We start from the raw sequence: 26067 nt of genomic DNA on the forward strand, positions 1-26067 counted from the left end.
ATGCAGACCGCGCGCTTCGCGACGAACCGGGTCAAGCTGAATTTCATCCGCTCATTGACTCTGCGGCAGTTGCAGATCTTCGTCGTGGCGAGCCGCTATACGAGCTTCGCGCGCGCGGCCGAGGAACTGCATCTGACCCAGCCGGCCGTCTCGATGCAGATTCATCAACTCGAAGATGCGATCGGGCTGCGGCTGTTCGAGCGCGTCGCGCGCAAGCTCACGCTGACCGAAGCGGGCGAGATGCTGACGCACCACGCGAGCCGCATTCTCGGCGAGATCAAGGACGCCGAAGATGCGATGACCTCGCTCAAGCAGGCCGACAGCGGATCGATCAATGTAGGGATCGTCAGTTCCGCGACCTACTTCGCGCCGAAACTGCTCGCGCTCTATTCGCATCTGTACCCGAAGGTCGACGTGCACTTTTCGGTCGGCAATCGCGATGCGCTGCTGCGGCTCCTGCAGGACAACGCGATCGACCTCGCGATCATGGGACGCCCGCCTCCCGAACTCGATACGACGACCGAGCCGCTCGCCAGCCATCCTCAGGTGGTGATCGCGCCGCTGAATCATCCGTTATGCGGTGCGCGCCGCTTCGATCTGCAGGAACTGAAGGGCGACACGTTCCTGTTGCGCGAGCCCGGCTCGGGCACGCGCATGGCCGCCGAGGTGATGTTCCGGCAGCATCTGTTCACACCCGCGAAAATCGTCACGCTAGGCAGCAACGAAACCATCAAGCAGGCGGTGATGGCGGGCATGGGCGTGAGCCTGATCTCGCTGCACACGCTGCTGCTGGAACTGCGTACCGGCGAGATTGCTTTGCTGGACGTGAACGGCACGCCGATCGAGCGCACCTGGCAGATCGTGCATCTGCGGTCCAAGCAGTTGTCGCCGACCAGCGTGGTGTTTCGCCAGTTTCTGCTCGATCATGCGGCGACGCATCTGGAGCACGAATACGCACCCTTTGAACGTTTGGTGGGTGTGACGGGCGCTGCGGCCGGCGCGGGGCCCGTCAAATGAGGCGGCGGTTTTCGTTGCGTGCCTCGCTTGCGCGTGGTGTGAGCCTGTTGTGCGTCATCGTTGCCGGCATCGCCGGATTCGGGTTAAGTGCAGCGCCCGTGTGGGCCGGGCCGGTTTCGATTGCGGTGATGAACTGCGTTCTGATCGACGATAACGCCGCCTACAACGACGCCGAGACCAATCGCATCCAGGCGGCGCGAATCGGCATGATCAGCGATGCCGTGCGTGCGCAACTGGACGCGAGCCAGCGCTACCGCGTCGCCGACAACGCCCGGGCGGCCGAACTGATCGCCAAACTCGGCGCAGAGCAGGATCTGTTCACCTGCGATAGCTGCGCACGGCAGGTCGGGCGCGCGCTGGGCGTCGAACAGGCAGCAGTCTGCTGGGTGCAGAAAGTCAGCAACCTCATTCTCAATCTGAACCTGCGCGTGGAAGACGTCGCGAGCGGCAGGACCCTGTTTCAACGCTCGGTCGACATTCGCGGCAACACGGATCTGTCGTGGCGTCGCGGCGCGACCGCACTGGTCGGGTTGCTCGTGGAGGCAGACGCCGCGGATGCGTCAGGCAAGCACGCGGCTCCGTGACAATGACGCGAATCCGCAGCAACGGGGTGTGCCAATGGCACAGTGTGTACCCGAATGTCGTGACAGGATGACAACGATCCGGCTGCGGTGCGGTGCTCCATGCGGGTCATGGGTAACCGGCATAAACCGTGCTTGAACGGATGCCGGTGCAGGCGCACGCAGCCGGACTCAGCCGGACTCGACGCGCACACCGGTAGAACAGAACCAGAAAGACGGGCGCGTTTCGCCGCTCCGGCACACAGCATGCGCCGCACGACAATCAGCAGGGTATAAGGAGGAGATCGCATCGATGAGTTCTGGCGAACAGCTTCAGGACTGGCGTCTTCACGCACTGCAAATCGAAAGCGAAGTCGCCAGGGTTGTCATCGGCCAGCAGCAAACGCTGCGGCTCATCAACGTCGCATTGTTCGCCCGGGGCCACGTGCTGCTCGAAGGCGGCGTCGGCGTCGGCAAGACGACGGTGTTGCGCGCGTTTGCGCGGGTGGTCGGCGGCGAGTTCGAGCGCGTCGAAGGCACCATCGATCTGATGCCGGGCGACCTCGTCTATCACACGTACGTCGACGCCGACGGCAAGCCGCGTATCGATCCCGGCCCGCTCCTGCGTCACGGCGAGCAGTTGACGACCTTCTTCTTCAACGAAATCAATCGCGCCCGTCCGCAGGTGCAGTCGCTATTGCTGCGCGCGATGGCCGAGCGTTCGGTCTGGGCGTTCGACCGCGAACACCGCTTCCCGCATATGACCGTGTTCGCCGATCGCAACAAGGTCGAAAAAGAAGAAACCTTCGAGCTAGCCTCGGCCGCGCGCGACCGCTTCCTGTTCGAGCTGAACATGCCCACGCCCGCCGAGCCGGACGTCCGGCGCGCGCTGGTGTTCGATACGATGTTCCATGACGTCGACGCGCTGCTCGCACAGCTGAAGCCCGCCGTCGTCGCGTGGGAACAGTTGAACAGCGTCGGTGCGGCGATTCAGCAAGACGTGCAGGCGAGCGCGACGATCGAACGCTACGCGCTCGACATCTGGCAGGCGACGGAAACGCCGCTGCGCTTCGGCATTACGCTCGACGGCGTTGACATGCAGCAGCTGATTCTCGCCGGTGCGAGTCCGCGCGGCATGAGCGCGCTGCTGCGCGCCGCACGCGTGGTCGCGTGGCTCGCGGGACGCTCGCATCTGGTTCCGGAGGATATCCACGAGGTGCTGATGCCTGCGCTCGGTCATCGGGTCTTCTTCACGCCGATCTACGAACTGCGCCGCCAGGAGCTGGCCGAAGCGCTGATCGCGCAGATCATGGCCAAAGTGGCCGTGCCCTGATGCGCGCCGAACCGCGCGAGATGTCCTGATGCGCTCCGAACCATGAACGGCACAGCCGAATTCCACTACCGTTTGCCGACCCGCGCCGGCGGCGCGCGGCCGGGCTCGCATCCTGGTTCGAGCTTCGGCTCCGGCCAGCAATTCGCGATGCACGGGCGCCTCTTCGACTACCCCGATCCGCGCCGGCTGGACTTGCGCGCGAGCGTGCGCGCGGCGCGCTCGGAATGGCTCGTGCGGGTTAATCTGCAGCGCGTGGCGGTGCCGGTGGTGGTGATCGTCGACGTGTCGGCGTCCATGCAGTTCGGCTCGCGTCGAACCAAGTTGCAGGTTGCCGCGGACTTCGTCGAGGCGCTGGGTTATAGCGCATTCCGTGTCGGCGACCGGCTGGGCATGCTGGCCTTCGACGCTGGCGCACGCGACGACCTCTTCATGCCGGAGCGTTATGGCCGGGGCACGGGCAATCTGCTCGCGACGATGCTGCGCACGTGCGCGACCCGGGAAGCGGGGCGCGGCGGCATCGACGGGCTGCGGCGCTGTGCGGCGCGTCTTGCCGGGCGGCAGGCGTTGGTGTTCGTCGTGTCCGACTTCCACTGGCCGCTCGTGCAGATGCCGGCGGTGCTCGACATGCTGGTGCATGCGTGCGTGGTGCCGATCGTGGTGTGGGACGAGGCGGAAATCTCGCCGCCGCGCAACGGTCAACTGCTGGCCGTCAACGATGCCGAGTCGGGTGAGGAGCGCAGCGTGTGGCTGCGCGGCAGCATCCGCGAGCGCTGGCGTGAGGGCGTCGTGCGCCGTCGCGCGGAACTCGGCGCGACGTTCGGCCCGCGCGGCATGCGGCCGTTCTATCTCGAAGGCGCCTTCGATCCGGAAGCGATGTCGCGCTATTTTCTGGAGACGACCGTATGAGACTTTGCGGGCTCCGGATCGGCGTTGCTCGGGGGGGCTGGTGCAGATCTGTGCTGCCGGCAGTGCTGAGCACGCTGATCGTGCTGATCGGCACGACGCACGCGGCCATTGGCAATGCCGCCACGGCGGTGCCCGCCACAGTCGAACAGCCGCGCGCATTCGGCTACGTGCTCGGCGATGTGCTCACGCAACGCGTGCTTCTGCAGGCGGGTGGCCATGACATGGGCGCGGTCACGCCGCCGTCGGTTGGCCGCACCGGAGTCTGGCTCGAACGCGGGCCTGCGTCGCTCGAAACGGATGCGCAGGGGCGCCGCTGGATGGTGATCAGCTATCAGGTCGTCAATGCGCCGCAAACGCTCACCAAAATCGCATTGCCCGCATTGACGCTGAGCTCGGCCAGCGGCGCGCAACTGCGGGTGGCCGAATGGCCGGCGAGCGTCGCACCGCTCACGCCGCCGGCCGTTTTCGCGGACGGCGACCTGCAGCCGTTACGCCCCGATCGCGGGGCGCCGTTGCTGCCCACCGCCGGCTTGCGTCGCCAGATTGCGTGGGCGCTGGGTCTGTTGCTCGCGACGTTGCTGGCGTGGGCGGGATGGTGGGCGTGGCGCAACCGGCGCGAGTCGGACCGGCTGCCCTTTGCGCGCGCATGGCGGCAGATGCGGCGGCTCGAAGGTGCGCAAGCGGCCGCGTCGAAGGACGCGTGGTTCTGCCTGCATCGGGCATTGAACGAAACCGCGGGTCAGGTCGTGCATGCAGGTTCGTTGCCGGGTCTCCTCGCGCGCGCGCCGTATTTGCAGCCGCTGCGCGCGCAACTCGAGCATTTCTATCAGGTGTCGGCCGAGCGCTTTTTCAAACCCGTCCCGGACACCGCCGAATTTCCGTTGCAGGCGTTGTGCCGTGCGCTGTATCGGGCCGAACGGCGTCACCAGCGATGATCATGGCCCTCGACTTCGCCGCTCCGTGGATGCTGATCCTGCTGCCGCTCGCCGTGCTGCCGTTGCTGCCGCGGCGCAGCGATACGCTGCCGTTTTCCAGCGTCGCGTGGCTGCCGCCCGATCATGTCGGACGCTGGGTGGGATGGCTCGCGCGCGTGTGCGGCGTGCTGGCGATCGCGGCGATCGTCGTCGGACTCGCGGGGCCGGGGCGCTCGCAACTGCAGGTGCCGCGCACCGGCAGCGGCGCGCAGATCCTGATCCTGATGGATCGCAGCGCCAGCATGGACGAGCCGATGGCGAGCCCGGGCGTCGAGTCGCCGCGCGGCGAGTCGAAGAACAAGGTGGCGCGCGCGTCGCTGACGAGCTTCGTGAGCCAGCGCCCCAACGACCGCCTCGCGTTCATGATGTTCGGCACCAGTCCCGTGCTGGCGATGCCGTTCACCTACAACCATCGTGCGATCGACGATGCCATCGCCGCGACGGCAATCGGACGCGGTATGCCGGACACGCAACTCGACCGTGGGATGCTGGCCGCGCTCGATCAGTTCGAAGGGCGCCCGTCGTCGGGCCGCCGCGCGATCGTGCTCGTCTCCGACGGCGGCGCGCGGCTCGACGAAACGGTGCGGCGGCGCATTCAGGCGAGTCTGCTGCGCAATCAGATCGCGCTGTACTTCATCTACTTGCGCAGCGGCATCTACAGCCCCGATCTGAACGCGACGTTGCCCGCCGGCGAGGCGTCGGCCGAAGCCGAATTGCATCGCTATTTTCTGTCGCTGCCGACGCCTTACCGCCTTTTTCAGGCCGGCGACGCGAAGGCGATGATGGCGGCCGTCGCCGAAATCAACCGGCAGCAGAATGCGTTGACGTCGTTTGTCGAGCATTTGCCTCGCCAGGACTGGAGTCCGTATTGCTTCGCGCTCGCGCTGTTCTGCGCGGCCATGCTGATGGCAATGCGTCTGTTTCAGGTACGGAGCTGGGCATGACGCGCACCCTCATTCACGCCGTGTTCGCCACTGTGGCGCTGGCCTGCGCGGGTTTCGCCGCGTATAGCTGGATACGCCTTCAGCACGCCGGCCAGCTGAATCAGGCGATTGCTGCCGCGAGCAGCGATGCGCGCGAGACCCACGCGAACCATCCGAACCATTCGAACGAAGAGGCGCCGCAGGTTCTGCTGGCCCGCGCGACGGCGCTCTCGAAAGCGGGTGCCTACGATACGGCGGCGCGGCTCTACGAAAGTTTGATCCACGACCATCCCGACGACCTCGGCCGCACGGCGCTGTTCGATCTCGGCAATATGTATCTGCGCGAGGGAGGCGGCGAGGGCGCGTCGAACGGCATCCGGTCGATCGCGATGATCGGCGAGGCCAAGGCGCGCTACCGGCTGCTGCTGCGTGCGTCACCGGGCGATTGGGACGCGCGCTACAACCTCGAACGCGCGCTTTGGCTCGCGCCTGAAACGCCCACCGCGCTCGACGAGCCGGATGTGAAAGAGCAGCACAACGTGAAAGTGCGCGACCCCGAGAGCAAGGACTTGCCATGAGCGCCGGGGCCCACACGCCGGGCTTCGCGAGGGTGCGTCACTGGCTGACGCCGCTCGCGCTCGTCGCGTTGATCGCGGCGGTCGTGATGCCGGATGTGACGCTGCCGCGCAATACCTTCGACTACATTGTGACGTTCGATATCACGCAAAGCATGGACGTCGAGGATGTCGTGCTGAACGGCGCGCCGGTGAGCCGGCTCAAGTTCGCGCAGGCCGCGATGCGCGACGCGCTCGGACAGTTGCCGTGCGGCTCGAAGGTGGGCTGGAGCGTGTTCACCGGGCAACGGACCTTGCTGTTGCTGGCGCCCCTCGAGGTGTGCGGCAACTACGACGCGCTGCTGGTGTCGCTCGACGGTATCGACGGGCGCATGCGTTGGACCAACTGGAGCCGTATCGCCGAGGGCGGGGTTTATTCGGCGGTGCGCGTGGCGCAGGAGGTCGGTCGTGGCGCGGCCGTCGTGTTCATCACCGATGGCCAGGAAGCACCGCCTTTGCCGGCGTCGCGGGCGCTGATGCGGGATCTGAATCCCGCGCGGATCGAAGGTTGGCTGATCGGCGTGGGCGGCGACCAGCCCGCGGCGATTCCGAGGACCGACGTCAACGGCAATCGGATCGGGTACTGGCAGGCCGACGACGTGGTACAGGTGCCCGCTTTGCCGGGGGCCGATCCGCGGATCGAGACGCATGAGGAGCTTTCCGAGTTGCGCGGTCAGTATCTCGCGTTCGTGGGTGGGCAGACCGGGCTCGGTTATCGGCGGCTGTGGGCCACGAATGCGTTGGGCGATGCCATGCTGGACGTGCGCCTCGCTCATCGCGAGCCGGTGCCGGTGGATATGCGCTGGATTCCCGCGCTGTTTGCGCTGTTGCTGCTGGTCGGGCGGTTTGTGCCGGATGTCGTCTGGACCTGGCTGCGGGTTTGGCGCGATGCGATGCGGCGGCTTGCCGCGAGGACCTTGTCGGCGCTGGCGGCGCGCTCGCCGGAGCGTCCGGTGGTGGAGCGGCCGCGATCGGAGAGGTTGCGGGTCACGGAGGCAGACGTCTGAACCCTGGTGGAGTGCGGGGGAGGCGCCTCATGTTTTGGGCAACGCGAGTTTGCCGCGACGCTTGCGTGGCTTCGGCTCGACACCGACACGCTCATCGCGGGCCATCACCAGAGTCGTCATCTGTTCAACGGTGATTTCAAACGCCGGATCGTTCTGCGAGATGTACAGCCATTTTCCGAGCACGGGATGCGGCTGCAAAGCCGGCATGTCGGCGATAAGCGCGGCGTGGCGCTCTTTCGATGTGCAGACCAGCAGACCGTTCCACGGCTCGCCCCGGTCGGCGGCGATCAGACACAGCAGGCCGTCGAGATAGGCGGCAGCACAGCCGAACATCTGCTTCTGGACGAAGGTCGAATCGCGCTCGAACGCGTCGAATATCCAGACGAGCGAATTGCGGATCGAAGAAGGCATCGGCGAAAAAGTCTCGGGTAACGGGATCGACGACAAGCTTACCCAATATTGTGTCGGTGCCTTTTCCCGGCTCTGATCGATCCCTGGCGGCCTCGCGCGGGCTGTCGTCGCGAGCGAAGCCAGCAGGCGGCGGGCGCAACGCCTGTCGAGGAGTTTGATCGAGCCGTCGCTGCTGGAGAGGCGCACGCGCGCTTACCTCGCGACGCTCTGCGCATTGCGGCCACGTCCATCACGAACGCCGCGCCGCGCACCGTGCTGCTGTCCGCGCAGATCACTTGATTCAATCGCGTTTCAATACTTCACGAACGCATGCAGCAACCGGTTGAAAGCGCCCGCATTCGACACGTTCATCCCATGCGAAGCGCCTTCGATGGTTTGTCGTTCGGCATAGTCGATCCATGTGGAGAGCTTTTCCACATTGTTGCGAAACATGCGCGGGCTCTTTTGCCCATCGATGAGCAGGGTTCGGCACTTCACCTCGCGCGCCGTTTCGTGGGAATAGGCGGGCAAAGGGTCGCGCAGCTGCTTGGGCAGCGTGCCCGCATTGTCGATCGCCATCGCACGGAATGCAGCCGGGCTCTTGCGCCACGCGCCGGGCATGCTCACCGAGTCGACGAACAGCTCCAGTCCCTCGTCGATCTGCTGGCTCTCGATCAGTTCGGCGACGCGCGCCCGCAGCACGTTGGTGGAGGCGGGCAGGGTCGCCGGCGTCATCCCTTCGACGTGCAGCGGGCCGCCCGGGTCCGCGAGCGTGAGCGTCTTTACGAGCCGCGGATAGTCGCGCGCCACATTGAACGCCACGCAGCCGCCGCGCGAATGGCCGACCAGATGCACCGGCCCCAGGTCGATCGCCTCGATGAACTCGGCCAGTTCGGCCACGTGCGTCTGCCAGCCGAACTCGCTCTGGATGCAAGCTTCGCTCGCCGGCCAGTAGTGGCTCAGACTCACCGAGATGCAGCGGAAGTGCTGCGACAGCGCCGCGGTCTGCGCGCTCCAGTAGCGGTAGTCGCAAAGCGAACCGTGCACGAACAGCAGGGGTTCGCCCTCGCCGCACTCGACATACGGTACGCAGATGCCCGATGCGATGGTCGCAAAGGATATTTCCGGTACGGCAAGCACTGCGAGGTTGGTACGGGCGTTCATTGACTAGCTCCTTTGCCGGCACTATGCCCGATTCCTTTGTCCTGGAAAATCGCGTAATATTGATCGAATCCATCAATTTTTCTGATAGTGGCTTGCGCACATGAAGGCTCTCGGTCTCGACGTTCTGACCATGATCGTCGCCGTCGCCGATACCGGCAACATCAGCCGGGCGGCGGAGGTCGTGCATCGCTCGCAATCGGCGGTCAGCATGCAGATCAAGACGCTTGAAATCGCGCTGGGCAAGCCGCTCTTCGTGCGTAAGCCGAGAAGCGTGAGCCCGACCCAGGACGGCGAAGTGCTGCTCACCTACGCGCGCCGCATGCTGGCGTTACGCGACGAAGCCTGGGCGGCCGTGGTTCGGCCGGACGTGACCGGGCGCGTAAGCATCGGCGTGCCGGACGATTACGCGTCGTCGCTGCTGCCGCCGATCCTCAAGAAGTTTTCCGCGACCTATCCGAAGGTGGAAATCCGCGTGGTGGGTTTGCCGAGCGTGGCGCTCGCGCCGATGGTGAAGGACGGTTCCGTCGACCTGGTGTGCGCGACGCGGATCAAAGGACTGTCGGGCGAGTTCATCCGGCTCGAACCCATGGAGTGGGCCGCGGCGCCGGGCGCCGATGAAATATGGCGCGAGCGGCCGTTGCCGATTGCCGTGTTCCTGCCCGGCAGCGTCGCGCGGGAAAACGCGATTCGCAGCCTCGAACGCGCGAAGATTCCCTACCGGACCTCGTATGAAAGCCCGAGCCTGCTCGGGTTGCTGTCGATGGCGGAAGCGGGGCTCGCCATCGTGCCGCTCGCGCAATGCGCGGTGCCGGCGCACTTTGCGCGGCTCGGGCGCACGCACGGATTGCCCGAGATTCCGGCGCTGGAGATGGTGCTTGCGCGAAGTACGTCGTCGAATCGTCCGCCGTGTGATTTTCTGGCGGAGAAGATCGTCGCGGAGTTGCGGCGCTAGCCGCGCGATCGCCCGGCATGGGCGCGAAGCGGGGCATCCACCCGCGCCGGGTGGATGCGATCAGGCGGGGCTTCCTGCCACCCGAAGCCGAATGCGCGCGGGCGAACAGGACCGGCGGTCGGCTTCAAATCCGTTGGCCACGCGCGAGCTATCGCAGCGTTTCAACCGTAGCCTCACCCACAAGCCGGCTTGGCCTTCTTGCAAGCATCGGCCAACTGCGGCGGGGGATCTTTCTTGAACACGGTCTTATAAGATTCGAGCACGTTCGACTGAACCACCGGCAGGGACTGCACACCGATCCACGCCGGCGGCGTCTGTCCGATGAGCGCCTTCATCATCGCCGTGGCCTCGGCCACGCCCTGATCATAGGGACGTTGCGAGCCGGTCGCCTTGAGCGGTCCGCCCTTGGCGATCTCGATCGCGGACTGAAGACCCAGATCGACCGTCGTGACCGGAATGTTCACGCCTTGGGCGCGCATCGAGGTCAGCGTGTCGAGCGCCGGTTGGTCCCAGACAGCGAACAGGCCCTTCACGTCCGGATTGCCGGTGAGGAAATCGCCCGCGATCTGCCCCACTTTCGACGGGTCCGTAAAGGCGACCTGTTTGATCTTGATGTCCGGACGATTCTTCCTGATCCAGTCATTGACGGCCTTCGTGCGCTCCGTCGTGCTGAAGTAATCCACGCCGAAATTCACGAGCCCGATCGTCGCGCCCTGCGGCACGCACGACGCGAGCACCTTCGCGGCGATCTGGCCGTTGCCCTCGCTGTCCGCCGAAATCATCGACGCGTATTGCTCCGGATGCTTCAGGCCGGTCGGCACGTTGTCCATGAAGACGAGCTTGATGCCGGCGGCGGACACTTTCTTGTACGTGGCGGCGGTCGCGGTGCCGTCGACCGGAATCGAGATGATGCCGTCGGGATGGCGCTGGATCGTGTTCTCGATATCGGCGATCTGTTTGTCGACCTGGTACTCGGCTGACGCCGTGCCGATCACTTCCACGCCGTATTTCTTGAGCGTATCGGTGATGCCTTGCACCTGCAATTGCGACCAGTCGAGGTTCATGGTCTGCATCGAAATGCCCACCTTGAACTTGCCGGCCTTGATCTTCGCGATATCGGCGTCGGTCAGCTTGATCGCCTCCACCGAAGACGCCTTTTCCCCGTTCGGTCCTTGCCCGACGATCGTCTTCGGACCGATCGACCCGGCGGGCAGGCTGGTCACGCATTGCGCCCAGGCGCCCGGCGAAGCGAGCGCCGCGACGGCAGCCGCCGCGAGGACCCCGGTTAGAACATTTCTCGAGCCACGACGATGTTTCATGATTCTCCTCCGTTGGTTTTTCCTGTCGGTGTTACGTCTCCAGCCATTTCACAAGAACCGGGGGCACGTGATATCGCGCGTGGTCGGCGTGTCCCGCATCACTTCCGGGTGAACGCCACCGCCGCGACGATGATGACCCCCTTGATCACGAGTTGCAGCGATGAACTGACGCCGAGCAGCACGAGCCCATTGTTGAGCGTGCCGATGATGAGGCTGCCGAGCAGCGTGCCGAGCACGAAGCCGCGCCCGCCGAACAGGCTGCAGCCGCCGAGCGTCACGGAGGCGATCACATCGAGTTCGAGTCCCTGCACGACGTCGGGGCGTGCCGCGTGCGAGCGCGCGGAGAGCACGAGCGCGGCAAGCCCGGCCAGCGCGCCGGTGAGAATGAAGGCGAGGGTGGTCACGCGCCGCGTGTTGATGCCGGAATAGAGCGCGGCGGTCGGATTGCCGCCGGCCGCGTAGATCTGCCTGCCGAACACGCTGTAGTGCAGCAGCAGAATGCCGGCGATCACGGCCAGCGCGGTCCAGATGATCGGCACCGGCACGCCCGCAATGTCGCCTTCGCCGAAGATCGCGATGAACGAGTCGTTGGTGATGATGACGGGCTTGGTCGTCGTGACCATCAGGGCCAGTCCGCGTGCGGCGCTCAGCGAGCCGAGCGTCACGAGAAACGACGGAATATTGAGCCGCGTGGTCACCACCCCGTTGATCGCGCCGACAATCGCGCCGGTGCCGATACCCGCGATCGCGCCGATGATCCAGTTGTCGCCGACGTACGTCATGGCGAGTGCCGCGGACATGCCCGATAGCGCGAGGCTGGACCCCACCGACAGATCGATCTGCCGGGCAATGATCACGAAGGTCATGCCGATCGCGACGATCGACACGAGCGCGGTCTGCCGGCCGATGTTCAGAAAGTTGTCGATCGATAAGAACCAGGGCGAGGCGAAACTGAAGACCACCAGCAGGATCGCGAACGCGCCATAGAGTGCGTAGGGCCGGTCGCCTTGCAGCAGGAGTTGCGCAATGCGCCGCGCGCGGCTTTTCTGCGGCAGCGATGCCTGCCGTTTGGCCGTCAGCGGCGAGACGGAATCGTTCATGTTGCGTGCGCTCCGGCGGACGTCCCCTCGGGAGACTCGATGGAAGAACGGGACAGTTGAATCAGGTGATGAAGCGCTTCGGCGTTGGCGAGTTCGGCACGCTCGACGGTCTTGACGATGCAGCCGTCCGCGACGATCGAAATCCGGTCGCACAGGCGCAGGAGTTCGTCGAGGTCCGAGGACACGACGAGCACGCCGGTGCCCGCCTGCGCGGCGTCATGGACCACGCCGTAGATTTCCTCGCGCGCGCCGACATCGACGCCGACAGTCGGCTCGTCGAGCAGAAGCAGCTTGGGGCGCGGGTGATTCCACTTCGCGAAGACCACTTTCTGCTGGTTGCCGCCGGACAAAAACTTGACCGCAGTCGAGGCGCCGGGCGCCTTGACGGATAGCTCTTTCATCGAGCGCTTCGCCTGTTGCACGGCCGTCTGGCTGCGCAGCCATCCGCAGCGGGAAAAATGCGGCAGGTGCGGCAAGGTAAGGTTGCGCTCGATCGAATGGTCGAGCACGAGTCCTTCGAGATGGCGATCCTCGGGAACGAGCGCGATACCGAGCTGGATCGCTTCGGCGGGCGTGTTGCGCGAGCGGGTTTGGCCGTCGATTTCGATCGCGCCCGCTTCGATCTTGCGAATGCCGAAGATGGTCTGCAGAATTTCGCTGCGGCCACTGCCGATCAGGCCCGCAAGACCGTGAATCTCGCCGCCGCGAACCGCGAGATCGACATCATGAAGCCGGTCGTTGCTCACGTTCGAGAGTCGCAGAACGGGTGCGCTATCCGCACTTCGCGCGGCGCTGGTCTGCGTTGTCGTGGTATCCGGCACCGCGTCGGTCACGCCAACGGCAGTCTCCTCTCTGGCATGCAGAGCCGCATGGCCCGAGCCGACAATCGCCGCGACCAGTTGCTTCATGTCGGTGTCGGCCGTCTGGAACACGCCGGCATTGGCACCATCACGGAACACGGTGACGCGCTGCGAAATGCGGAACACTTCGTTCAGGCGATGCGTCACGTAAATCACGCCCACGCCGCGATCGGTGACCGCGCGAATCGCGTCGAACAGGATCTGTTCTTCGCCGCCCGTCAGCGCCGAGGTCGGTTCGTCGAGAATCAGCACCCGTACGTCGCCCATCAACGCTTTGCAGATCTCGGTCATTTGCCGATAGGCGAACGGCAACGCGCCCACTGGCGTGCGCGGATCGAGCGGAATGCCACGCAAGCGCAGAAATTCGCTGACGGTGGCCATTAGCTGACGGTTCTTCACGAAACCGAGGCGCGTGCGGGGCTCGCGCCCCAGCATCAGGTTGGCGCCGACCGACAGCGATTCGACGAGGCTCAAATCCTGATAGACCACCGCGACACCGGCCGCACGCGATTGTGCGGGCGAGTCGAACGCCACTTTCCGGCCGTCGATCTCGATGGTGCCTTCGTCGTAGGTGTGAACACCGCTGAGGATCTTGATCAGCGTGGATTTGCCCGCGCCGTTTTCGCCGAGCAGCGCGTGAACTTCGCCGGGCAGCACCTCGAGGTCGACGCCGCGCAACGCCTGCACGCCGCCAAACCGCTTGGTGACGCCCGCGACGCGGATCAATGGAACCCGACGAGATGACGCGGCCGCAACCGCATCCGGCTCATTCATCTGGCTTGTCTCCTTCGTCGATGCGACGAAATTTTTCTTTGCGCCTGGCGCGACCGGTCATGACCGGTGTTGTGATCCTCGCACCATGAATTTGGTGCGTCAATAACATTCATGGTGCTTCAGCGGGCTTAAGCGCCCGCATATGTGAAGATTGCGTCGTAATGCTTGTTATGATTCTATCAATCGTTGTAGCATAAGTGCGAACAAATTGTCGGCGGCTGTTGTGCGCCGCGCCAAATTTCCGGATGTCCCATGCCTGAAGCTCCTTCGTTGTCTTCGTCGGTCGTCGCGCTGCGCGGCGGGCCGCTCATCCATCCGGTGCGCAATCCGGGCACGCCGTTCGACGCGTCATGGCTGGACGGATTGCGCGTCAACCAGTCCGCGGTGGAACGGCGCACGGCCACGCTGGCCACGCGCCGCACCGTCAAGAAGGATGCGCAGGCCGCGTGGCTGCTGAAGGCCGTCACCTGCATCGATCTGACGACGCTGAACGGCGACGACACCGAAGGCCGCGTGCGCCGCCTGTGCGCGAAAGCACGCCAGCCGGTGCGCGCCGATCTGCTCGAAGCGCTCGGCATCGCGCCGCAGGGCATCACCACGGGTGCGGTCTGCGTGTATCACCGCTTCGTCGCGGCGGCGGTCGATGCCTTGGAGGGCAGCGGCATTCCGGTCGCGGCGGTATCGACTGGTTTTCCGGCGGGCCTGATTCCGCATCCGCTGAAGCTCAAGGAGATCGAGGCGTCGGTGGCGGACGGCGCGATGGAAATCGACATCGTCGTGACGCGCGAATATGTGCTGACCGGCAACTGGCAGGCCTTGTATGACGAAGTGCGCGACTTCCGCGCGGCGTGCGGACCGGCGCATCTGAAGACGATTCTCGCCACCGGCGACATCCGCACGCTGTCCAACGTCGCCCGCGCGTCGATGGTCTGCATGATGGCGGGCGCCGATTTCATCAAGACCTCGACCGGCAAGGAAGGCGTCAACGCGACGCTGGACGTCTCGCTCGTGATGGTGCGGATGATCCGCGAATACGAGGCGCGCACCGGCGTGCCGATCGGCTTCAAGCCGGCGGGCGGCGTGTCGAGCGCGAAGTCCGTGCTGTCGTATCAGATTTTGATGAAAGAAGAACTGGGCCGTCCGTGGCTCGAACCGGAGCTGTTCCGGATCGGCGCGTCGAGCCTGCTGGCCGATATCGAACGCCAGCTCGAACATCACGTGAGCGGCCGTTACTCCGCTTTCAACCGTCACCCCGCAGCCTGAACCAAAGACCGATCCCATGAGCGTAGCCGAGTATTTTTCATCGATGGAGTACGGTCCCGCACCCGAGGACGATCAACCCGCGCGCGCGTGGCTCGCGCAGCACGAGGCGAGCTTCGGGCATTTCATCGGCGGCGCGTGGCATGCGCCGGCCGCCGGCGAGCGCTTCGTCTCGCACGCGCCCGCGACGGGCGAGCGGCTCGCGGACATCGCCCAGGGCGATGCGGCCGATATCGACGCGGCGGTGGCCGCTGCGCGCGCCGCGCAGCCGGGCTGGCTCGCGCTGGGCGGCGCGGGACGCGCGCGTCATCTGTATGCGCTCTCGCGCATGGTTCAGCGTCACAGCCGGCTGTTCGCCGTGCTCGAAGCACTCGATAACGGCAAGCCGATTCGTGAAACGCGCGACATCGATATCCCCCTTGTGGCAAGGCACTTTCTGCATCACGCGGGTTGGGCGCAGTTGCAGGAGAGCGAATTCGCCGACTATGCGCCGCTCGGCGTGGTCGGCCAGATCGTGCCGTGGAATTTCCCGCTGCTGATGCTCGCGTGGAAGATCGCACCGGCGATTGCAACGGGCAATTGCGTCGTCCTGAAGCCTGCCGAATACACGCCGCTGACCGCGCTGCTGTTCGCCGAACTCGCGCATCGGGCCGGCTTGCCGGCGGGCGTGCTGAACGTCGTGACGGGCGACGGCCGCACCGGTGCCGCGCTCGTCGAGCATCCGCAAGTCGACAAGATCGCCTTCACCGGTTCGACGGAAGTCGGGCGCTCGATCCGTGCGGCCACGGCCGGCACGGGTAAATCGTTGACGCTCGAACTCGGCGGCAAGTCGCCCTTCATCGTGTTCGACGACGCAGATCTGGACGGCGCGGTCGAAGGCGTGGTGGACGCGATCTGGTTCAACCAGGGGCAGGTGTGTTGCGCGGGCTCGCGGCTGCTCGTGCAGGAGGGGATAGAAGCACGCTTCATCGCCAGGCTGAAACGCCGCATGGCGACGCTGCGGGTGGGCACGTCGCTCGACAAGAGCATCGATATCGGTGCGATCGTCGATCCGGTGCAGCTCGAACGTATCCAGTCGCTGGTGGAAAGCGGGCGGCGCGAAGGCTGTGCGGTGTGGCAATCACCGGAAACCTCGCTGCCATCCGGCGGCTGTTTTTATCCGCCGACGCTCGTGACCGGCGTCGCGCCCGCTTCCGTCCTCGCGCAGGAAGAAATCTTCGGCCCGGTGCTCGTGACGATGAGCTTTCGCACGCCGGATGAAGCCATTGCGCTCGCCAACAACTCGCGCTACGGACTCGCCGCGAGCGTGTGGAGCGAAACGATCGGCCGCGCGCTCGACATCGCGCCGCGCCTTGCATGCGGTGTCGTGTGGATCAATGCGACGAACCTGTTCGACGCGTCGGTCGGCTTTGGCGGCTATCGCGAATCGGGCTATGGCCGCGAAGGCGGACGCGAGGGCATATACGAATATCTGAAACCGCGTGCGTGGCGCAATCTTGCGCAGCGTCAGGCGCCACGGCGCGGCGAGCAATCTGCTGGTGCGCTCATGGGGGGGCCGTTGGCGGACGGCGCGTCGATCGTCACCTCGATCGACCGGACTGCGAAGCTGTTTATCGGCGGCAAGCAGGTGCGCCCGGATAGCGGCTACTCGTTGCAGGTTCACGCGCCGGATGGCACACCGGTGGGCGAAGTGGGCGAGGGCAATCGCAAGGACATTCGCAATGCGGTCGAGGCGGCGCGCGCGGCGCAGAAGTGGTCGCAGGCGAGCACGCATAACCGGGCGCAGGTGCTCTTCTATCTGGCCGAGAATCTTGCCGTTCGCGCCGACGAGTTCGCGCGGCAACTGGTGGTGCGCAATGGCGCGACCGAAGCGGCGGCGCGGGCGGAAGTGGACGCATCCGTCGCGCGTCTGTTCAGCTACGCCGCGTGGGCCGACAAGTTCGACGGCGCCGTGCATACGCCGCCGCTGCGCGGCGTCGCGCTGGCGATGCATGAGCCGCTCGGCGTGATCGGCATCGCCTGTCCGGACGAGGCGCCGTTGCTCGGCTTCATTTCGCTGGTGGCGCCCGCGCTGGCGATGGGCAATCGCGTGGTCGTGTTGCCGGGCACGGCGTGTCCGCTGACGGTCACCGATTTCTATCAGGTCGTCGAGACGTCGGATGTGCCTGCGGGCGTGCTGAACATCGTCACGGGCGAACGCGCGGCGCTGCTGCCCGCACTGGCCAAACACGACGACGTCGACGCCGTCTGGTGCTTCGGTGAGGCCGCGGACTCGACGCTGGTCGAACGCGAGTCGGTCGGCAATCTGAAACGCACCTTCGTCGATCACGGCCGCCAGTTCGACTGGTTCGACCGCGCGAGCGAAGGCCGGCCGTTTCTGCGTCAGGCCGTGCAGGTAAAGAACATCTGGATACCGTACGGAGACTGACCGGCAACGGTACCGAACGGATCAACGACACGCACGCCAACCAGAAAATGGAGGAGACAACGTGCTGAAGAATCTGGATCTGCTGTTGAATGCCGATGTGCCGCGAGCATGTCGGGCACTGAATGAAATCCTCCTGAACCAAACCGCTCGGGAGGAACACGAATGAATACGTCTTCGCGCAAGAACGGACGCGTCGTCATTCTCGGGATCTACGTCACCGACCTGACGTTTCGCGCCACCCGCATGCCGGTGATCGGCGAGACGATCGCGGGAACGGCGTTCGCGATGGGACCGGGCGGCAAGGGTTCGAATCAGGCCGTGGCGGCCGCGCGCGCGGGCGCCGAGGTGGTGTTCTGCACCCGCATCGGCAACGATGCGTTCGGCGAGATCGCGCGTGCGACGTGGGCGAGGGAGGGCATCACGGCGCGCGCCTCGGTGATCGACGGCGTGTCCACGGGTGCGGCGCATATTTTCGTGGACGACACCACCGGCATGAACGCCATCATCGTCGCATCCGGCGCGGCCGGCACGATGAATGCCGCCGATGTCGACGCAATCGAAGCGGACATCGCCGCCGCGAGCGTGTTCGTCACGCAACTCGAACAGCCGCTCGCCGCCGCGCGCCGCGGACTTGAAGTGGCGCGCCGCCACGGCGTGATCACCGTGTTCAATCCGGCGCCCGCGATGTCGCTCGACGACGACATCTTCCCGCTGTGCGACTACATCACCCCGAACGAAACCGAAGCCACCGCGCTCACCGGCGTGCCGATCGCGACCGCCGACGACGCGCGCCGGGCCGCCGACGTGCTGCTCGCCAAAGGTGTCGGCACGGCGATCGTGACGCTCGGCGAGGCCGGCGCGCTGCTGCATTCGGCGACGCAATCGGTCCTCGTGCCGGCCTACCAGTGTGGCCGCGTGGTGGAAACGGCGGGTGCGGGCGATGGCTTCACGGGCGGCTTCGCAGCGGCGCTCGCACGCGGCGACGATGCGATCGCCGCAATGCGTTTCGGTTGCGCGCTCGCGGGCATCTCCGTAACGCGTCCTGGCACGGCGCCTTCCATGCCGACGCTCGATGAAGTCAAGCGCGTATTGAACGAGTCGGCGGACCTGTCCCGGTCATCGTGACCGTTTGCGAAGATTCAAGGAGATCGTCGTCACCATGAAGTCCTTGTTCACCGCTGGAAAACTGTTCGGCGACCGGCAGTTGAATTTTCTGCTGATCGTCAACGTGCTCGTCGTGCTGGTCGCGACGTGGCTCTCGCGCGGGCAATTCGTCGATATCGACAACCTGCAGTCGATGGGCGGCCAGTTGCCCGAACTCGGCCTGCTCGCGCTCGGCATCATGCTGTCGATGGTGTCGGGCAACGGCGGCATCGACTTGTCCGGCGTCGGACTCGCGAACCTCTCCGGCATGGTCGCCGCGCTGATCGTGCCGCGTTTTCTCAACGGCGACGACTCGCCCGCGCTCTACACGGCACTGTTCTGCGTGATCGTCGTGACGATGGGGCTGCTCGGCGGGCTGCTGAACGGCGTGGTCATCGCGTGGCTGCGGCTTACGCCGATTCTCTGCACACTCGGCACGCAGTTGCTGTTCACGGGCTTTGCGGTGGTGCTCAGCAACGGCGCCTCAGTGCATGTCGACTATGTCGACCCGTTGTCGAATATCGGCAACGGCACCGTGTTTCAGGTGCCGATCGCCTTCTGCATCTTCATCGCGGCGGTCATCGTATTGGGCTGGCTGCTCAAACGCAGTCCGTTCGGCCTGCGTCTCTATCTGATGGGCACGAATCCCAAAGCCGCGTTCTATGCGGGCATTCCGCGCGCGCGAATGCTGATCATCACTTACGCGATGTGCGGCGTGCTCGCGTCGCTGGCCGGCTTGATCAGCGTGACGCACACCTCCAGCGCGAAATGGGACTACGGCAATTCCTATCTGCTGATCGCGATCCTGATTGCGGTGATGGGCGGCGTGAATCCCGCCGGCGGTCATGGCCGCATCATCTGCGTATTTTTCGCCGCGACGGTGCTGCAGTTTCTGTCGAGCCTGTTCAATCTGATGGGCGTATCGCAGTTTTTCGGCGATTGCGCGTGGGGGTTTCTGTTGTTGCTGTCGCTCGCGTTTGCGGGCGGCGAGCGGGTGAGGGCGATCTTCGGCTTCGGCGGCGGCTCCAGCGCGGCCCCAAAACGTTAGCGCGCCGCTCAGACGCGAAGCATCACCGAGGTTTCAGTACGCGACGGACAACGAGCCCTGATTGTCCGTGAGGGTGGAGTGGGGCGACATCGAACGATAAAGGAGACATCGCATGAAATTGACTCGACTGGGCGCCGCGCTTGCGGCAGGCGCGCTGACGGTAGGCGTGATCGCCGCAGCGCAGGCTGCCACCAACGAGACGATCGTCACGGTCGTCAAGGTGACCGGCATCAACTGGTTCAACCGGATGGACGACGGCGTCAAGCAATTCGCGAAGGACAACCCCGGCGTGACCGCGTATCAGACCGGTCCCGGCCGTGCGGATGCGGCGCAGCAGCTGAAGATCATCGAAGACCTGATCGCCAGGAAGGTGACGGCGATCGCCGTGGTGCCCTACGACCCGCCGACGCTCGAACCCGCGCTGAAGAAAGCGATGGATCGCGGCATCAAGGTGGTGACGCACGAGGCGGACAACGCGAAGAACACGATGGTCGACATCGAGGCATTCGACAACACCGCCTACGGCGCCGGCCTGAACGAACGTCTCGCCTCGTGCATGCATGACGACGGCAAGTGGGCCGTGCTGGTCGGTTCGCTCGGCAGCCGCTCGCAGGTCCAGTGGGCCGATGGCGGCATCGGCAACGCCAAGGCCAAGTATCCGAAGATGAATCTGGTCGAGCCGAAACTCGAAACCAATAACGACGGCGAGCGCGCCTATGAAGTCGCGAAGGAAGTGCTGCGCAAGCATCCGGACCTGAAGGGCTTCCAGGGCTCGTCCTCGCTCGACGTGATCGGCATCGGCCGGGCGGTTGAAGAAGCCGGCATGCAAGGCAAGATCTGCGTGTACGGCACTGGCTTGCCGACGGAAGCGGGCAAGTTCCTCGAAAGCGGCGCTGTCAACGGCATCGCGTTCTGGGATCCGAAGCTCGCGGGCATTGCGATGAACAAGGTGGCGCAAATGCTGATCGACGGAAAAACGGTCGAGAACGGCGCCGATCTCGGCATTCCGGGCTACACGAAGGTGACGGTCGCGAAAGGGCCGGGCAAGGGCATCATCGTGCGCGGGCAAGGCTGGGTGAACGTCGACAAGTCGAATTACAAGCAGTATCCGTTCTGATGGGCCACGGCCACGGCGTTCCCTGATCGCTCGGGGGACGCCATTCGAGGCGAGCCCACCCGGGCGCGCCTTAACTCACCACTCGCCATCATGAATCAAGACGTATCGTCACCGCAGCCGCAATCCGACGCATCGCAGCCGTTTTTGCAAGTCGTGGGCGTCCATAAGCGCTTCACCGGCGTGCATGCGTTGCGCGGGGTGAGCCTGTCGTTCGAGCGCGGGCAGATTTACCATCTGCTCGGCGAAAACGGCTGCGGCAAGAGCACGCTCATCAAGATCATTTCCGGCGCGCAGCCGCCTGACGAAGGCGAACTGATCATCGAAGGCGTGCGCCACGCGCGCCTTTCCGCACTCGCATCGCTCGCGGCGGGAATCGAGACCGTCTATCAGGACCTCTCGCTGCTGCCCAACATGAACGTGGCCGAGAACGTCGCGCTCACCTCGGAGCTGGCCACGCACGCAGGGCGGCTCGCCCGCACGTTCGACCGGCGCGAGCTGGCGCGCACGGCAGCTCGCGCGCTCGAAGCGGTCGGCCTGCCCGGCGATGCCGGGTTTCAGGCGACGCTCATCGAGCAACTGCCGCTCGCCACGCGGCAACTCGTGGCGATTGCCCGCGCGATCGCCAGCGAGGCGAAGTTCGTCATCATGGACGAGCCCACCACGTCGCTCACGCAAAAGGAAGTCGACAACCTGATCGCCGTTCTCGCCAATCTGCGCGCGCAGGGAGTGACCGTGCTGTTCGTGAGCCACAAGCTCGACGAGTGCTACGCGATCGGCGGTGAAGTGATCGTGCTGCGCGACGGCCAGAAAATGGCGCAAGGGCCGATCGCCCAATTCACCAAAGCGCAGATCAGCGAACTGATGACGGGTCGCCATCTGTCGAACGAGCGCTATCGTGAAGGCGCGATTGGGCAGGACGTCGTGCTCGAAGTGCAGGGTTACACGCGCGTCGGTCAGTTCAGCGACGTGTCGTTCGCGCTGCACGGCGGTGAAATTCTCGGCGTCACCGGTCTGCTCGATTCGGGGCGCAACGAACTCGCGCGCGCCCTCGCGGGTGTGGCGCCGGCGCAGTCGGGGCAGGTGAGGCTGGATGGGAAAAGCATCCGCTTGCGCACACCGTCGGATGCGAAAAATCATCGTATCGGCTATGTGCCGGAAGACCGCCTGAACGAGGGGCTCTTCCTCGACAAGCCGATTCGCGACAACGTGATCACCGCGATGATCTCCAGTTTGCGCGACCGCTTCGGCCAGATCGACCGCACGCGCGCGCAAGCACTCGCGCAACAGACGGTGAAAGATCTCCAGATTGCCACGCCCGATATCGACAAGCCCGTGCAGTCGCTCTCGGGCGGCAACCAGCAACGCGTGCTGATCGGCCGCTGGCTGGCGATCGATCCGCGTGTGTTGATCCTGCATGGGCCGACTGTCGGCGTCGACGTCGGCTCGAAGGACATCATTTACCGGATCATGCAGCGCCTCTCGCAACGTGGCATCGGCATCATCCTGATCAGCGACGATCTGCCTGAACTGTTGCAGAACTGCGACCGCATCCTGATGATGAAGAAGGGCCGCGTGGCGAGCGAATATCAGGCCGACACGCTGAGCGAAGCCGACCTGTATCACGCATTGCTTTCAGAAGCCGCATAAAGGACGTTCCTACTCATGAACTCGCGCATCGATTCGCGCATGAAGCAGACCATGACCACGCCGACCATTGCCGAAGTCGCACCCGAGGTCAGGCCGCCCAGCTTGCGGGCGAAGCTCGCGCGCAATCCGGAATGGTTTACCGTCGCGTTGATCGCGGTGACGTGCCTGATTGTCGGCGCGATCAACCCGCGCTTTTTCCAGTTCGCGACGCTATTCGATCTGCTGCATTCGGCTACCACCATGTCGCTGTTCGCGCTCGGCACGCTCGTCGTGCTCGCGTCCGGCGGCATCGACGTCTCGTTCACCGCGATCGCCGCGCTGACGATGTACGGCATCACCAAGGCGGTGTTCGCGTGGTGGCCGGACGCGCCGTTTGCGCTGATCCTCATCACCGGCGCGCTGGGAGGCGTCGTGCTCGGTATCGTCAACGGCGTGCTGGTGCATCGGCTGAAGGCGCCGTCGCTGATCGTCACGATCGGCACGCAGTATCTGTTTCGCGGGCTGCTGCTGACTTTTATCGGCACGTCGTTCTTCATGAACATTCCGCACAGCATGGATCGCTTCGGCCGCATTCCGCTGTTTTTCTATCACACGAACGATGGTTTGCGCGCGGTGCTGCCCGTGTCGGTGCTCGCGCTACTGGCGGCCGCCATAGTCACATGGTGGCTGCTGAACCGGACGATGATGGGGCGGGGCGTCTATGCGATGGGCGGCAGTCTGGCGATCGCCGAGCGGCTCGGCTACAACCTGCGCGCGATCCATCTGTTCGTGTTCGGCTATACGGGGATGCTCGCGGGCATCGCGGGCATTCTGCATGTGTCGAACAACCGGCTCGCGAATCCGTTCGACCTCGTGGGCTCGGAGCTCGATGTGATCGCCGCGGTGATCCTCGGCGGAGCGCGTATTACGGGCGGTACGGGGACGGTGGCGGGCACGTTGCTCGGTGTCGTGCTCGTCACGCTGATCAACAGCGTGCTGATTCTGGTCGGCGTGCCGAGCACCTGGCAGAAGGTGATTATCGGCGCCTTCATTCTGATCGCGGGCACGCTCTTCGCGTTGCAACGCAAGGCTTGAACGCCGCTGCTGGTCGCAGGGTTGCCGCGTGGCGTGCTTCGTTGCACGTCATCGCGCTCCACTATGCTCGGGAACGCGCGGCATGCGGGCTTATTTGCGCTTGCGGAGCGCCTGACCTTTTTCGGTGATGATGGAGTCGAAGTCGTCGACTTGCGAAAAGCGCACGGCTTTGACTACGCCGAACTTGCTCTGGTCCACCACCAGATGGCTTTCCACCGCGCTGGCCATGGCCGCCTGCTTGAGCGCGACTTCATGAAAATTCCAGCACGTGACGCCACGCGCGGTGTCCACGCCGCCTGCGGAAATGAAGGCCTTGTTGATCCCCATGCGACGTAGCATCTCCAGACTTTCTTCGCCCGCGAACGAATCCGACGACGGCACGTAGACGCCGCCCAGCAGGATCATTCGGACGTTGGGCTTGCGCCGCAAAATTTCCGCTACGTTCAGCGAATAGCACACCACCGTGACATGACGCTCGACCGGAATCAGCCGCGCAAGCGTGGTCAGCGTCGTGCCGCAATCGATAAAGATCGTTTCATGATCGACGACGAGTCCCGCCGCAATCGCGGAGGCTTCGGCCTTGGCCTGCGCGAAATGGTCTTTCTCTTCCTCGAGTGAATAGCCGGCGTTGTTCGGTACATCCGTCGCGCTGAGGATATAGCCGCCGAGATACGTGAATTGTTCCGGACTGCCAGCGATGTCGCGCCGGACAGTCATCTCCGACACGCCCAGCAGGCTCGCGGCATCGCGCAAGCGCATCACGTTTTGCCTGGCCAGCGCATCGGCGAGGGCGCGGAGGCGATCGGGTTTCAGCATGGAGGTCCTGTCGCGCGGTGTGAGGAGCGTTATGTTTTGTTCGATTTGGTGAAAGGATTATAACAAGAGGTGGGGTGAGGGGCGAGGGGCTTGAGAGGGTTTCTCCAGCGAAACGCGATCGTAGAACTCCCGGATTGCCTGAAAGGCGAGCATGCGATTCTTTTCCATCAGAATCGGGCCATTCAATCCGCGCATCGGCGCTGACCTCGACGTCGATGCGCGGGTCAAGCAGATGCCCGATCAGCAGTCGGCCAGTTTTTCGCAGCGCAACTGCTATGCTGGTTTGACATGAATATCTGATTTTCCATGCGTTTTCCTGCAACAACATGCCGCTCCAGGCGACGTGCGCAGTTTCACGAAGGAGCGATGCATGTCTCTCCTGTTGCCGGCTCGATCGAGTGAACACACTGCCCGCACCGGACGTTCAATGCGGGCTGTCGTGGCGTTCGCAGACGCTTCATTGATCAGTATTGTCCTTTTTCGCGCCGCGTTCGCGGCGGGCGTCGTGCCGCGGGGCGGTCAGTACACACAGGGTCAGGCTCTATCGCCGGTGCCGGCAACAGCCTGATCATTACGCAACCCGGCTCGAGTCGCGGCGTCATCGACTGGAACAGCTTTTCGATCGGCAAGCATAACCGCGTCGTCTTCGACAACGGCTCAGGCGCCACGCTCAACCGTGCCACGGGTGGCTCGCCATCCGAGATTCTCGGCAGGCTGAGCGTGACGGGCAGTCTCTATGTGATTAATCCCCAAGGCATCATGGTCGGGCCTTCGGGGGTGATCAGTACCGGCGGACGTTTCGTCGCCTCGACCCTTGACGTTTGCAACTGTGCGTTCATGAAGGGCGATTCGCTCAGGTTCTCGGGTGATTCAAAGGCCGGCGTCGTGAACCTGGGCAAGATAAGTTCCAGTGGTGGCGATGTCAGCCGCCCAATGGTTATTACGCTCATGGATTGTTCGGCGTGATCGGCACGAGTGGGGTCGTGCGCAATCTCAGCGTAAAAGGCTCTTTGTATGACACCGTTGCGGCCCGGCATCGACAGATCGGGCACCAGCACGTCGGCGGCGTGCTCTCGCATCAAGGCGATGGCGCTCGTACTGTCGCACGCTTCGCCCACCACTTCGAAGCCGCTTGCCCCCTGCAGGATATGCCGAAGACCATCCCGTACGAGCGCATGGTCATCGGCGATCAAGACACCGGTCATGTTTGCACCTCCTGCAACTGCACGGCCTGTGACGGCACGGTGACGGTCAACACGAAGCCTTCGCCATGCGCGGTGCGAATGTCGACCGCACCGCCGAGCATGTGCGCACGTTCGCGAACGCCGAGCAAGCCGAACGATTTGCCTGCCGCGCCCGCCGCACGATGCGCGCCCTTGCCGTTGTCGGCGACGCGCAGCACAAAGCTCTCGTTCGCGGCGCGCAGGTTCAGCGTGACTATCGTGGGATCGGCATGGCGCGCGACGTTCGTGAACGCTTCCTGGACGATCCGGAACAACGCGGTGCCGCCCGCCGGGCTGAAATGCGCGTCACCGGTTTCGATGTCGCGCGCCACGTCGATGCCGTAGCGGTTGGTGAAGTCGTTCGCCAGCCATTCTATCGCGGGGGCGAGGTGAACCCGTGTGTCGCGCAACGTGCGCG

General features: G+C 64.6%; 24 protein-coding genes and 2 pseudogenes. 18 read left to right on the forward strand and 8 right to left on the reverse strand.

What is annotated here, in order from left to right; genetic code table 11:
* The 8 genes from ACZ9H4_RS15760 to ACZ9H4_RS15795 all read left to right on the forward strand — a co-directional run bounded on the left by ACZ9H4_RS15760 (position 1) and on the right by ACZ9H4_RS15795 (position 7334).
* Positions 1-1017, forward strand: coding sequence for a LysR family transcriptional regulator (locus ACZ9H4_RS15760; RefSeq protein ID WP_476119542.1), 1017 nt, complete (start codon positions 1-3; stop codon positions 1015-1017).
* 128 nt (positions 1018-1145) lie between these two features.
* Complete coding sequence (locus tag ACZ9H4_RS15765) at positions 1146-1601, forward strand: DUF3280 domain-containing protein (RefSeq protein ID WP_408155802.1); 456 nt, start codon at positions 1146-1148, stop codon at positions 1599-1601.
* 289 nt (positions 1602-1890) lie between these two features.
* Positions 1891-2910 (forward strand): AAA family ATPase, encoded by a 1020-nt coding sequence (locus ACZ9H4_RS15770; RefSeq protein ID WP_408141348.1) that lies wholly within the window; start codon positions 1891-1893, stop codon positions 2908-2910.
* 42 nt (positions 2911-2952) lie between these two features.
* On the forward strand, positions 2953-3816 hold the full coding sequence (locus ACZ9H4_RS15775) for a DUF58 domain-containing protein (RefSeq protein ID WP_408141349.1): 864 nt from the start codon (positions 2953-2955) through the stop codon (positions 3814-3816).
* Entirely contained in the window at positions 3813-4751 is a 939-nt protein-coding gene (locus tag ACZ9H4_RS15780) for a calcium incorporation protein MxaA (RefSeq protein ID WP_476119545.1), read from the forward strand. The genes ACZ9H4_RS15775 and ACZ9H4_RS15780 overlap by 4 nt, the downstream gene beginning before the upstream one ends.
* A complete protein-coding gene (locus ACZ9H4_RS15785; RefSeq protein ID WP_408155798.1) occupies positions 4748-5734 on the forward strand; it encodes a vWA domain-containing protein in 987 nt (328 codons plus the stop codon). The genes ACZ9H4_RS15780 and ACZ9H4_RS15785 overlap by 4 nt, the downstream gene beginning before the upstream one ends.
* Positions 5731-6291, forward strand: a complete 561-nt coding sequence (locus ACZ9H4_RS15790; protein ID WP_408141352.1) for a tetratricopeptide repeat protein — start codon at positions 5731-5733, stop codon at positions 6289-6291. Before ACZ9H4_RS15785 ends, ACZ9H4_RS15790 begins: the two co-directional genes overlap by 4 nt.
* Positions 6288-7334, forward strand: a complete 1047-nt coding sequence (locus ACZ9H4_RS15795; RefSeq protein WP_408141353.1) for a vWA domain-containing protein — start codon at positions 6288-6290, stop codon at positions 7332-7334. Before ACZ9H4_RS15790 ends, ACZ9H4_RS15795 begins: the two co-directional genes overlap by 4 nt.
* A 27-nt stretch (positions 7335-7361) precedes the next feature.
* Here ACZ9H4_RS15795 and ACZ9H4_RS15800 read toward each other — a convergent pair whose 3' ends face one another.
* Positions 7362-7745: a hypothetical protein gene (locus tag ACZ9H4_RS15800; protein WP_408141514.1), complete on the reverse strand. Its 384-nt coding sequence runs from the start codon at positions 7743-7745 to the stop codon at positions 7362-7364.
* Positions 7746-8036: 291 nt separating this feature from the next.
* Complete coding sequence (locus ACZ9H4_RS15805; RefSeq protein WP_476119548.1) at positions 8037-8888, reverse strand: alpha/beta fold hydrolase; 852 nt, start codon at positions 8886-8888, stop codon at positions 8037-8039.
* Between the two features lie 100 nt (positions 8889-8988).
* On the opposite strand from ACZ9H4_RS15805, the gene ACZ9H4_RS15810 reads away from it, so the two are divergent.
* Positions 8989-9840: a LysR substrate-binding domain-containing protein gene (locus ACZ9H4_RS15810; RefSeq protein ID WP_476119550.1), complete on the forward strand. Its 852-nt coding sequence runs from the start codon at positions 8989-8991 to the stop codon at positions 9838-9840.
* A 173-nt stretch (positions 9841-10013) separates the two neighbouring features.
* On the opposite strand, the gene ACZ9H4_RS15815 is transcribed toward ACZ9H4_RS15810, so the two are convergent.
* From ACZ9H4_RS15815 to ACZ9H4_RS15825, 3 genes are all read right to left on the reverse strand, one after another.
* Positions 10014-11159 carry a substrate-binding domain-containing protein gene (locus ACZ9H4_RS15815; protein ID WP_408141356.1) on the reverse strand — a complete coding sequence of 382 codons (1146 nt, stop codon included), beginning with the start codon at positions 11157-11159 and terminating at the stop codon, positions 10014-10016.
* Positions 11160-11257: 98 nt separating this feature from the next.
* Complete coding sequence (locus ACZ9H4_RS15820; RefSeq protein ID WP_408141357.1) at positions 11258-12259, reverse strand: ABC transporter permease; 1002 nt, start codon at positions 12257-12259, stop codon at positions 11258-11260.
* Positions 12256-13893, reverse strand: a complete 1638-nt coding sequence (locus ACZ9H4_RS15825) for a sugar ABC transporter ATP-binding protein (protein ID WP_476119553.1) — start codon at positions 13891-13893, stop codon at positions 12256-12258. The genes ACZ9H4_RS15820 and ACZ9H4_RS15825 overlap by 4 nt, the downstream gene beginning before the upstream one ends.
* Positions 13894-14145: 252 nt before the next feature.
* Here ACZ9H4_RS15825 and deoC point away from each other — a divergent pair, with 252 nt between their 5' ends.
* The 7 genes from deoC to ACZ9H4_RS15860 all read left to right on the forward strand — a co-directional run bounded on the left by deoC (position 14146) and on the right by ACZ9H4_RS15860 (position 23610).
* Positions 14146-15156, forward strand: coding sequence for a deoxyribose-phosphate aldolase (gene deoC, locus ACZ9H4_RS15830; RefSeq protein WP_476119554.1), 1011 nt, complete (start codon positions 14146-14148; stop codon positions 15154-15156).
* Between the two features lie 16 nt (positions 15157-15172).
* Positions 15173-17581, forward strand: coding sequence for an aldehyde dehydrogenase family protein (locus ACZ9H4_RS15835; protein ID WP_408155787.1), 2409 nt, complete (start codon positions 15173-15175; stop codon positions 17579-17581).
* 162 nt (positions 17582-17743) lie between these two features.
* The gene (gene rbsK, locus ACZ9H4_RS15840) at positions 17744-18706 is read left to right on the forward strand and encodes a ribokinase (protein ID WP_476119557.1); all 963 of its coding nucleotides are present in this window, start codon (positions 17744-17746) and stop codon (positions 18704-18706) included.
* Between the two features lie 34 nt (positions 18707-18740).
* A complete protein-coding gene (locus ACZ9H4_RS15845) occupies positions 18741-19772 on the forward strand; it encodes an ABC transporter permease (protein ID WP_408141362.1) in 1032 nt (343 codons plus the stop codon).
* 112 nt (positions 19773-19884) lie between these two features.
* On the forward strand, positions 19885-20889 hold the full coding sequence (locus tag ACZ9H4_RS15850) for an autoinducer 2 ABC transporter substrate-binding protein (protein ID WP_408141363.1): 1005 nt from the start codon (positions 19885-19887) through the stop codon (positions 20887-20889).
* A gap of 90 nt (positions 20890-20979) precedes the next feature.
* Positions 20980-22536 carry a sugar ABC transporter ATP-binding protein gene (locus tag ACZ9H4_RS15855; RefSeq protein WP_476119559.1) on the forward strand — a complete coding sequence of 519 codons (1557 nt, stop codon included), beginning with the start codon at positions 20980-20982 and terminating at the stop codon, positions 22534-22536.
* Positions 22537-22551: 15 nt separating this feature from the next.
* A complete protein-coding gene (locus ACZ9H4_RS15860) occupies positions 22552-23610 on the forward strand; it encodes an ABC transporter permease (RefSeq protein ID WP_408141365.1) in 1059 nt (352 codons plus the stop codon).
* Positions 23611-23700: 90 nt separating this feature from the next.
* Here the strand turns inward: ACZ9H4_RS15860 and ACZ9H4_RS15865 are convergent, their stop codons facing one another.
* Positions 23701-24426, reverse strand: coding sequence for a DeoR/GlpR family DNA-binding transcription regulator (locus tag ACZ9H4_RS15865; RefSeq protein ID WP_408141366.1), 726 nt, complete (start codon positions 24424-24426; stop codon positions 23701-23703).
* A gap of 151 nt (positions 24427-24577) precedes the next feature.
* On the opposite strand from ACZ9H4_RS15865, the gene ACZ9H4_RS15870 reads away from it, so the two are divergent.
* Together ACZ9H4_RS15870 and ACZ9H4_RS15875 are read left to right on the forward strand one after the other, a co-directional pair.
* Positions 24578-24718, forward strand: a complete 141-nt coding sequence (locus ACZ9H4_RS15870; protein ID WP_476119562.1) for a hypothetical protein — start codon at positions 24578-24580, stop codon at positions 24716-24718.
* Between the two features lie 135 nt (positions 24719-24853).
* Positions 24854-25350: pseudogene (locus ACZ9H4_RS15875) on the forward strand (two-partner secretion domain-containing protein); the annotation flags it as partial.
* A 92-nt stretch (positions 25351-25442) separates the two neighbouring features.
* Here the strand turns inward: ACZ9H4_RS15875 and ACZ9H4_RS15880 are convergent.
* Positions 25443-25631 (reverse strand): annotated as a pseudogene (locus ACZ9H4_RS15880) (response regulator); the annotation flags it as partial.
* Entirely contained in the window at positions 25628-26059 is a 432-nt protein-coding gene (locus tag ACZ9H4_RS15885) for a sensor histidine kinase (RefSeq protein ID WP_476119564.1), read from the reverse strand. The gene ACZ9H4_RS15885 and the pseudogene ACZ9H4_RS15880, both read right to left, overlap by 4 nt.
* Positions 26060-26067: the final 8 nt, after the last annotated feature.

Source organism: Paraburkholderia sp. TE9906 (genome assembly GCF_056279605.1).

What these genes read in the sequence shown, in the direction of transcription:
- ACZ9H4_RS15865 (WP_408141366.1), bottom strand. Translation starts at nt 24,426, where the DNA reads ATGCTGAAACCCGATCGCCTCCGCGCCCTCGCCGATGCGCTGGCCAGG.
- ACZ9H4_RS15785 (WP_408155798.1), top strand. Translation starts at nt 4,748, where the DNA reads ATGATCATGGCCCTCGACTTCGCCGCTCCGTGGATGCTGATCCTGCTG.
- ACZ9H4_RS15775 (WP_408141349.1), top strand. Translation starts at nt 2,953, where the DNA reads ATGAACGGCACAGCCGAATTCCACTACCGTTTGCCGACCCGCGCCGGC.
- ACZ9H4_RS15760 (WP_476119542.1), top strand. Translation starts at nt 1, where the DNA reads ATGCAGACCGCGCGCTTCGCGACGAACCGGGTCAAGCTGAATTTCATC.
- ACZ9H4_RS15870 (WP_476119562.1), top strand. Translation starts at nt 24,578, where the DNA reads ATGCGATTCTTTTCCATCAGAATCGGGCCATTCAATCCGCGCATCGGC.
- ACZ9H4_RS15855 (WP_476119559.1), top strand. Translation starts at nt 20,980, where the DNA reads ATGAATCAAGACGTATCGTCACCGCAGCCGCAATCCGACGCATCGCAG.
- ACZ9H4_RS15770 (WP_408141348.1), top strand. Translation starts at nt 1,891, where the DNA reads ATGAGTTCTGGCGAACAGCTTCAGGACTGGCGTCTTCACGCACTGCAA.
- ACZ9H4_RS15845 (WP_408141362.1), top strand. Translation starts at nt 18,741, where the DNA reads ATGAAGTCCTTGTTCACCGCTGGAAAACTGTTCGGCGACCGGCAGTTG.
- ACZ9H4_RS15815 (WP_408141356.1), bottom strand. Translation starts at nt 11,159, where the DNA reads ATGAAACATCGTCGTGGCTCGAGAAATGTTCTAACCGGGGTCCTCGCG.
- ACZ9H4_RS15825 (WP_476119553.1), bottom strand. Translation starts at nt 13,893, where the DNA reads ATGAATGAGCCGGATGCGGTTGCGGCCGCGTCATCTCGTCGGGTTCCA.
- ACZ9H4_RS15850 (WP_408141363.1), top strand. Translation starts at nt 19,885, where the DNA reads ATGAAATTGACTCGACTGGGCGCCGCGCTTGCGGCAGGCGCGCTGACG.
- ACZ9H4_RS15765 (WP_408155802.1), top strand. Translation starts at nt 1,146, where the DNA reads ATGAACTGCGTTCTGATCGACGATAACGCCGCCTACAACGACGCCGAG.
- ACZ9H4_RS15860 (WP_408141365.1), top strand. Translation starts at nt 22,552, where the DNA reads ATGAACTCGCGCATCGATTCGCGCATGAAGCAGACCATGACCACGCCG.
- ACZ9H4_RS15835 (WP_408155787.1), top strand. Translation starts at nt 15,173, where the DNA reads ATGAGCGTAGCCGAGTATTTTTCATCGATGGAGTACGGTCCCGCACCC.
- ACZ9H4_RS15795 (WP_408141353.1), top strand. Translation starts at nt 6,288, where the DNA reads ATGAGCGCCGGGGCCCACACGCCGGGCTTCGCGAGGGTGCGTCACTGG.
- ACZ9H4_RS15810 (WP_476119550.1), top strand. Translation starts at nt 8,989, where the DNA reads ATGAAGGCTCTCGGTCTCGACGTTCTGACCATGATCGTCGCCGTCGCC.
- ACZ9H4_RS15820 (WP_408141357.1), bottom strand. Translation starts at nt 12,259, where the DNA reads ATGAACGATTCCGTCTCGCCGCTGACGGCCAAACGGCAGGCATCGCTG.
- ACZ9H4_RS15805 (WP_476119548.1), bottom strand. Translation starts at nt 8,888, where the DNA reads ATGAACGCCCGTACCAACCTCGCAGTGCTTGCCGTACCGGAAATATCC.
- ACZ9H4_RS15790 (WP_408141352.1), top strand. Translation starts at nt 5,731, where the DNA reads ATGACGCGCACCCTCATTCACGCCGTGTTCGCCACTGTGGCGCTGGCC.
- rbsK (WP_476119557.1), top strand. Translation starts at nt 17,744, where the DNA reads ATGAATACGTCTTCGCGCAAGAACGGACGCGTCGTCATTCTCGGGATC.
- ACZ9H4_RS15780 (WP_476119545.1), top strand. Translation starts at nt 3,813, where the DNA reads ATGAGACTTTGCGGGCTCCGGATCGGCGTTGCTCGGGGGGGCTGGTGC.
- ACZ9H4_RS15800 (WP_408141514.1), bottom strand. Translation starts at nt 7,745, where the DNA reads ATGCCTTCTTCGATCCGCAATTCGCTCGTCTGGATATTCGACGCGTTC.
- deoC (WP_476119554.1), top strand. Translation starts at nt 14,146, where the DNA reads ATGCCTGAAGCTCCTTCGTTGTCTTCGTCGGTCGTCGCGCTGCGCGGC.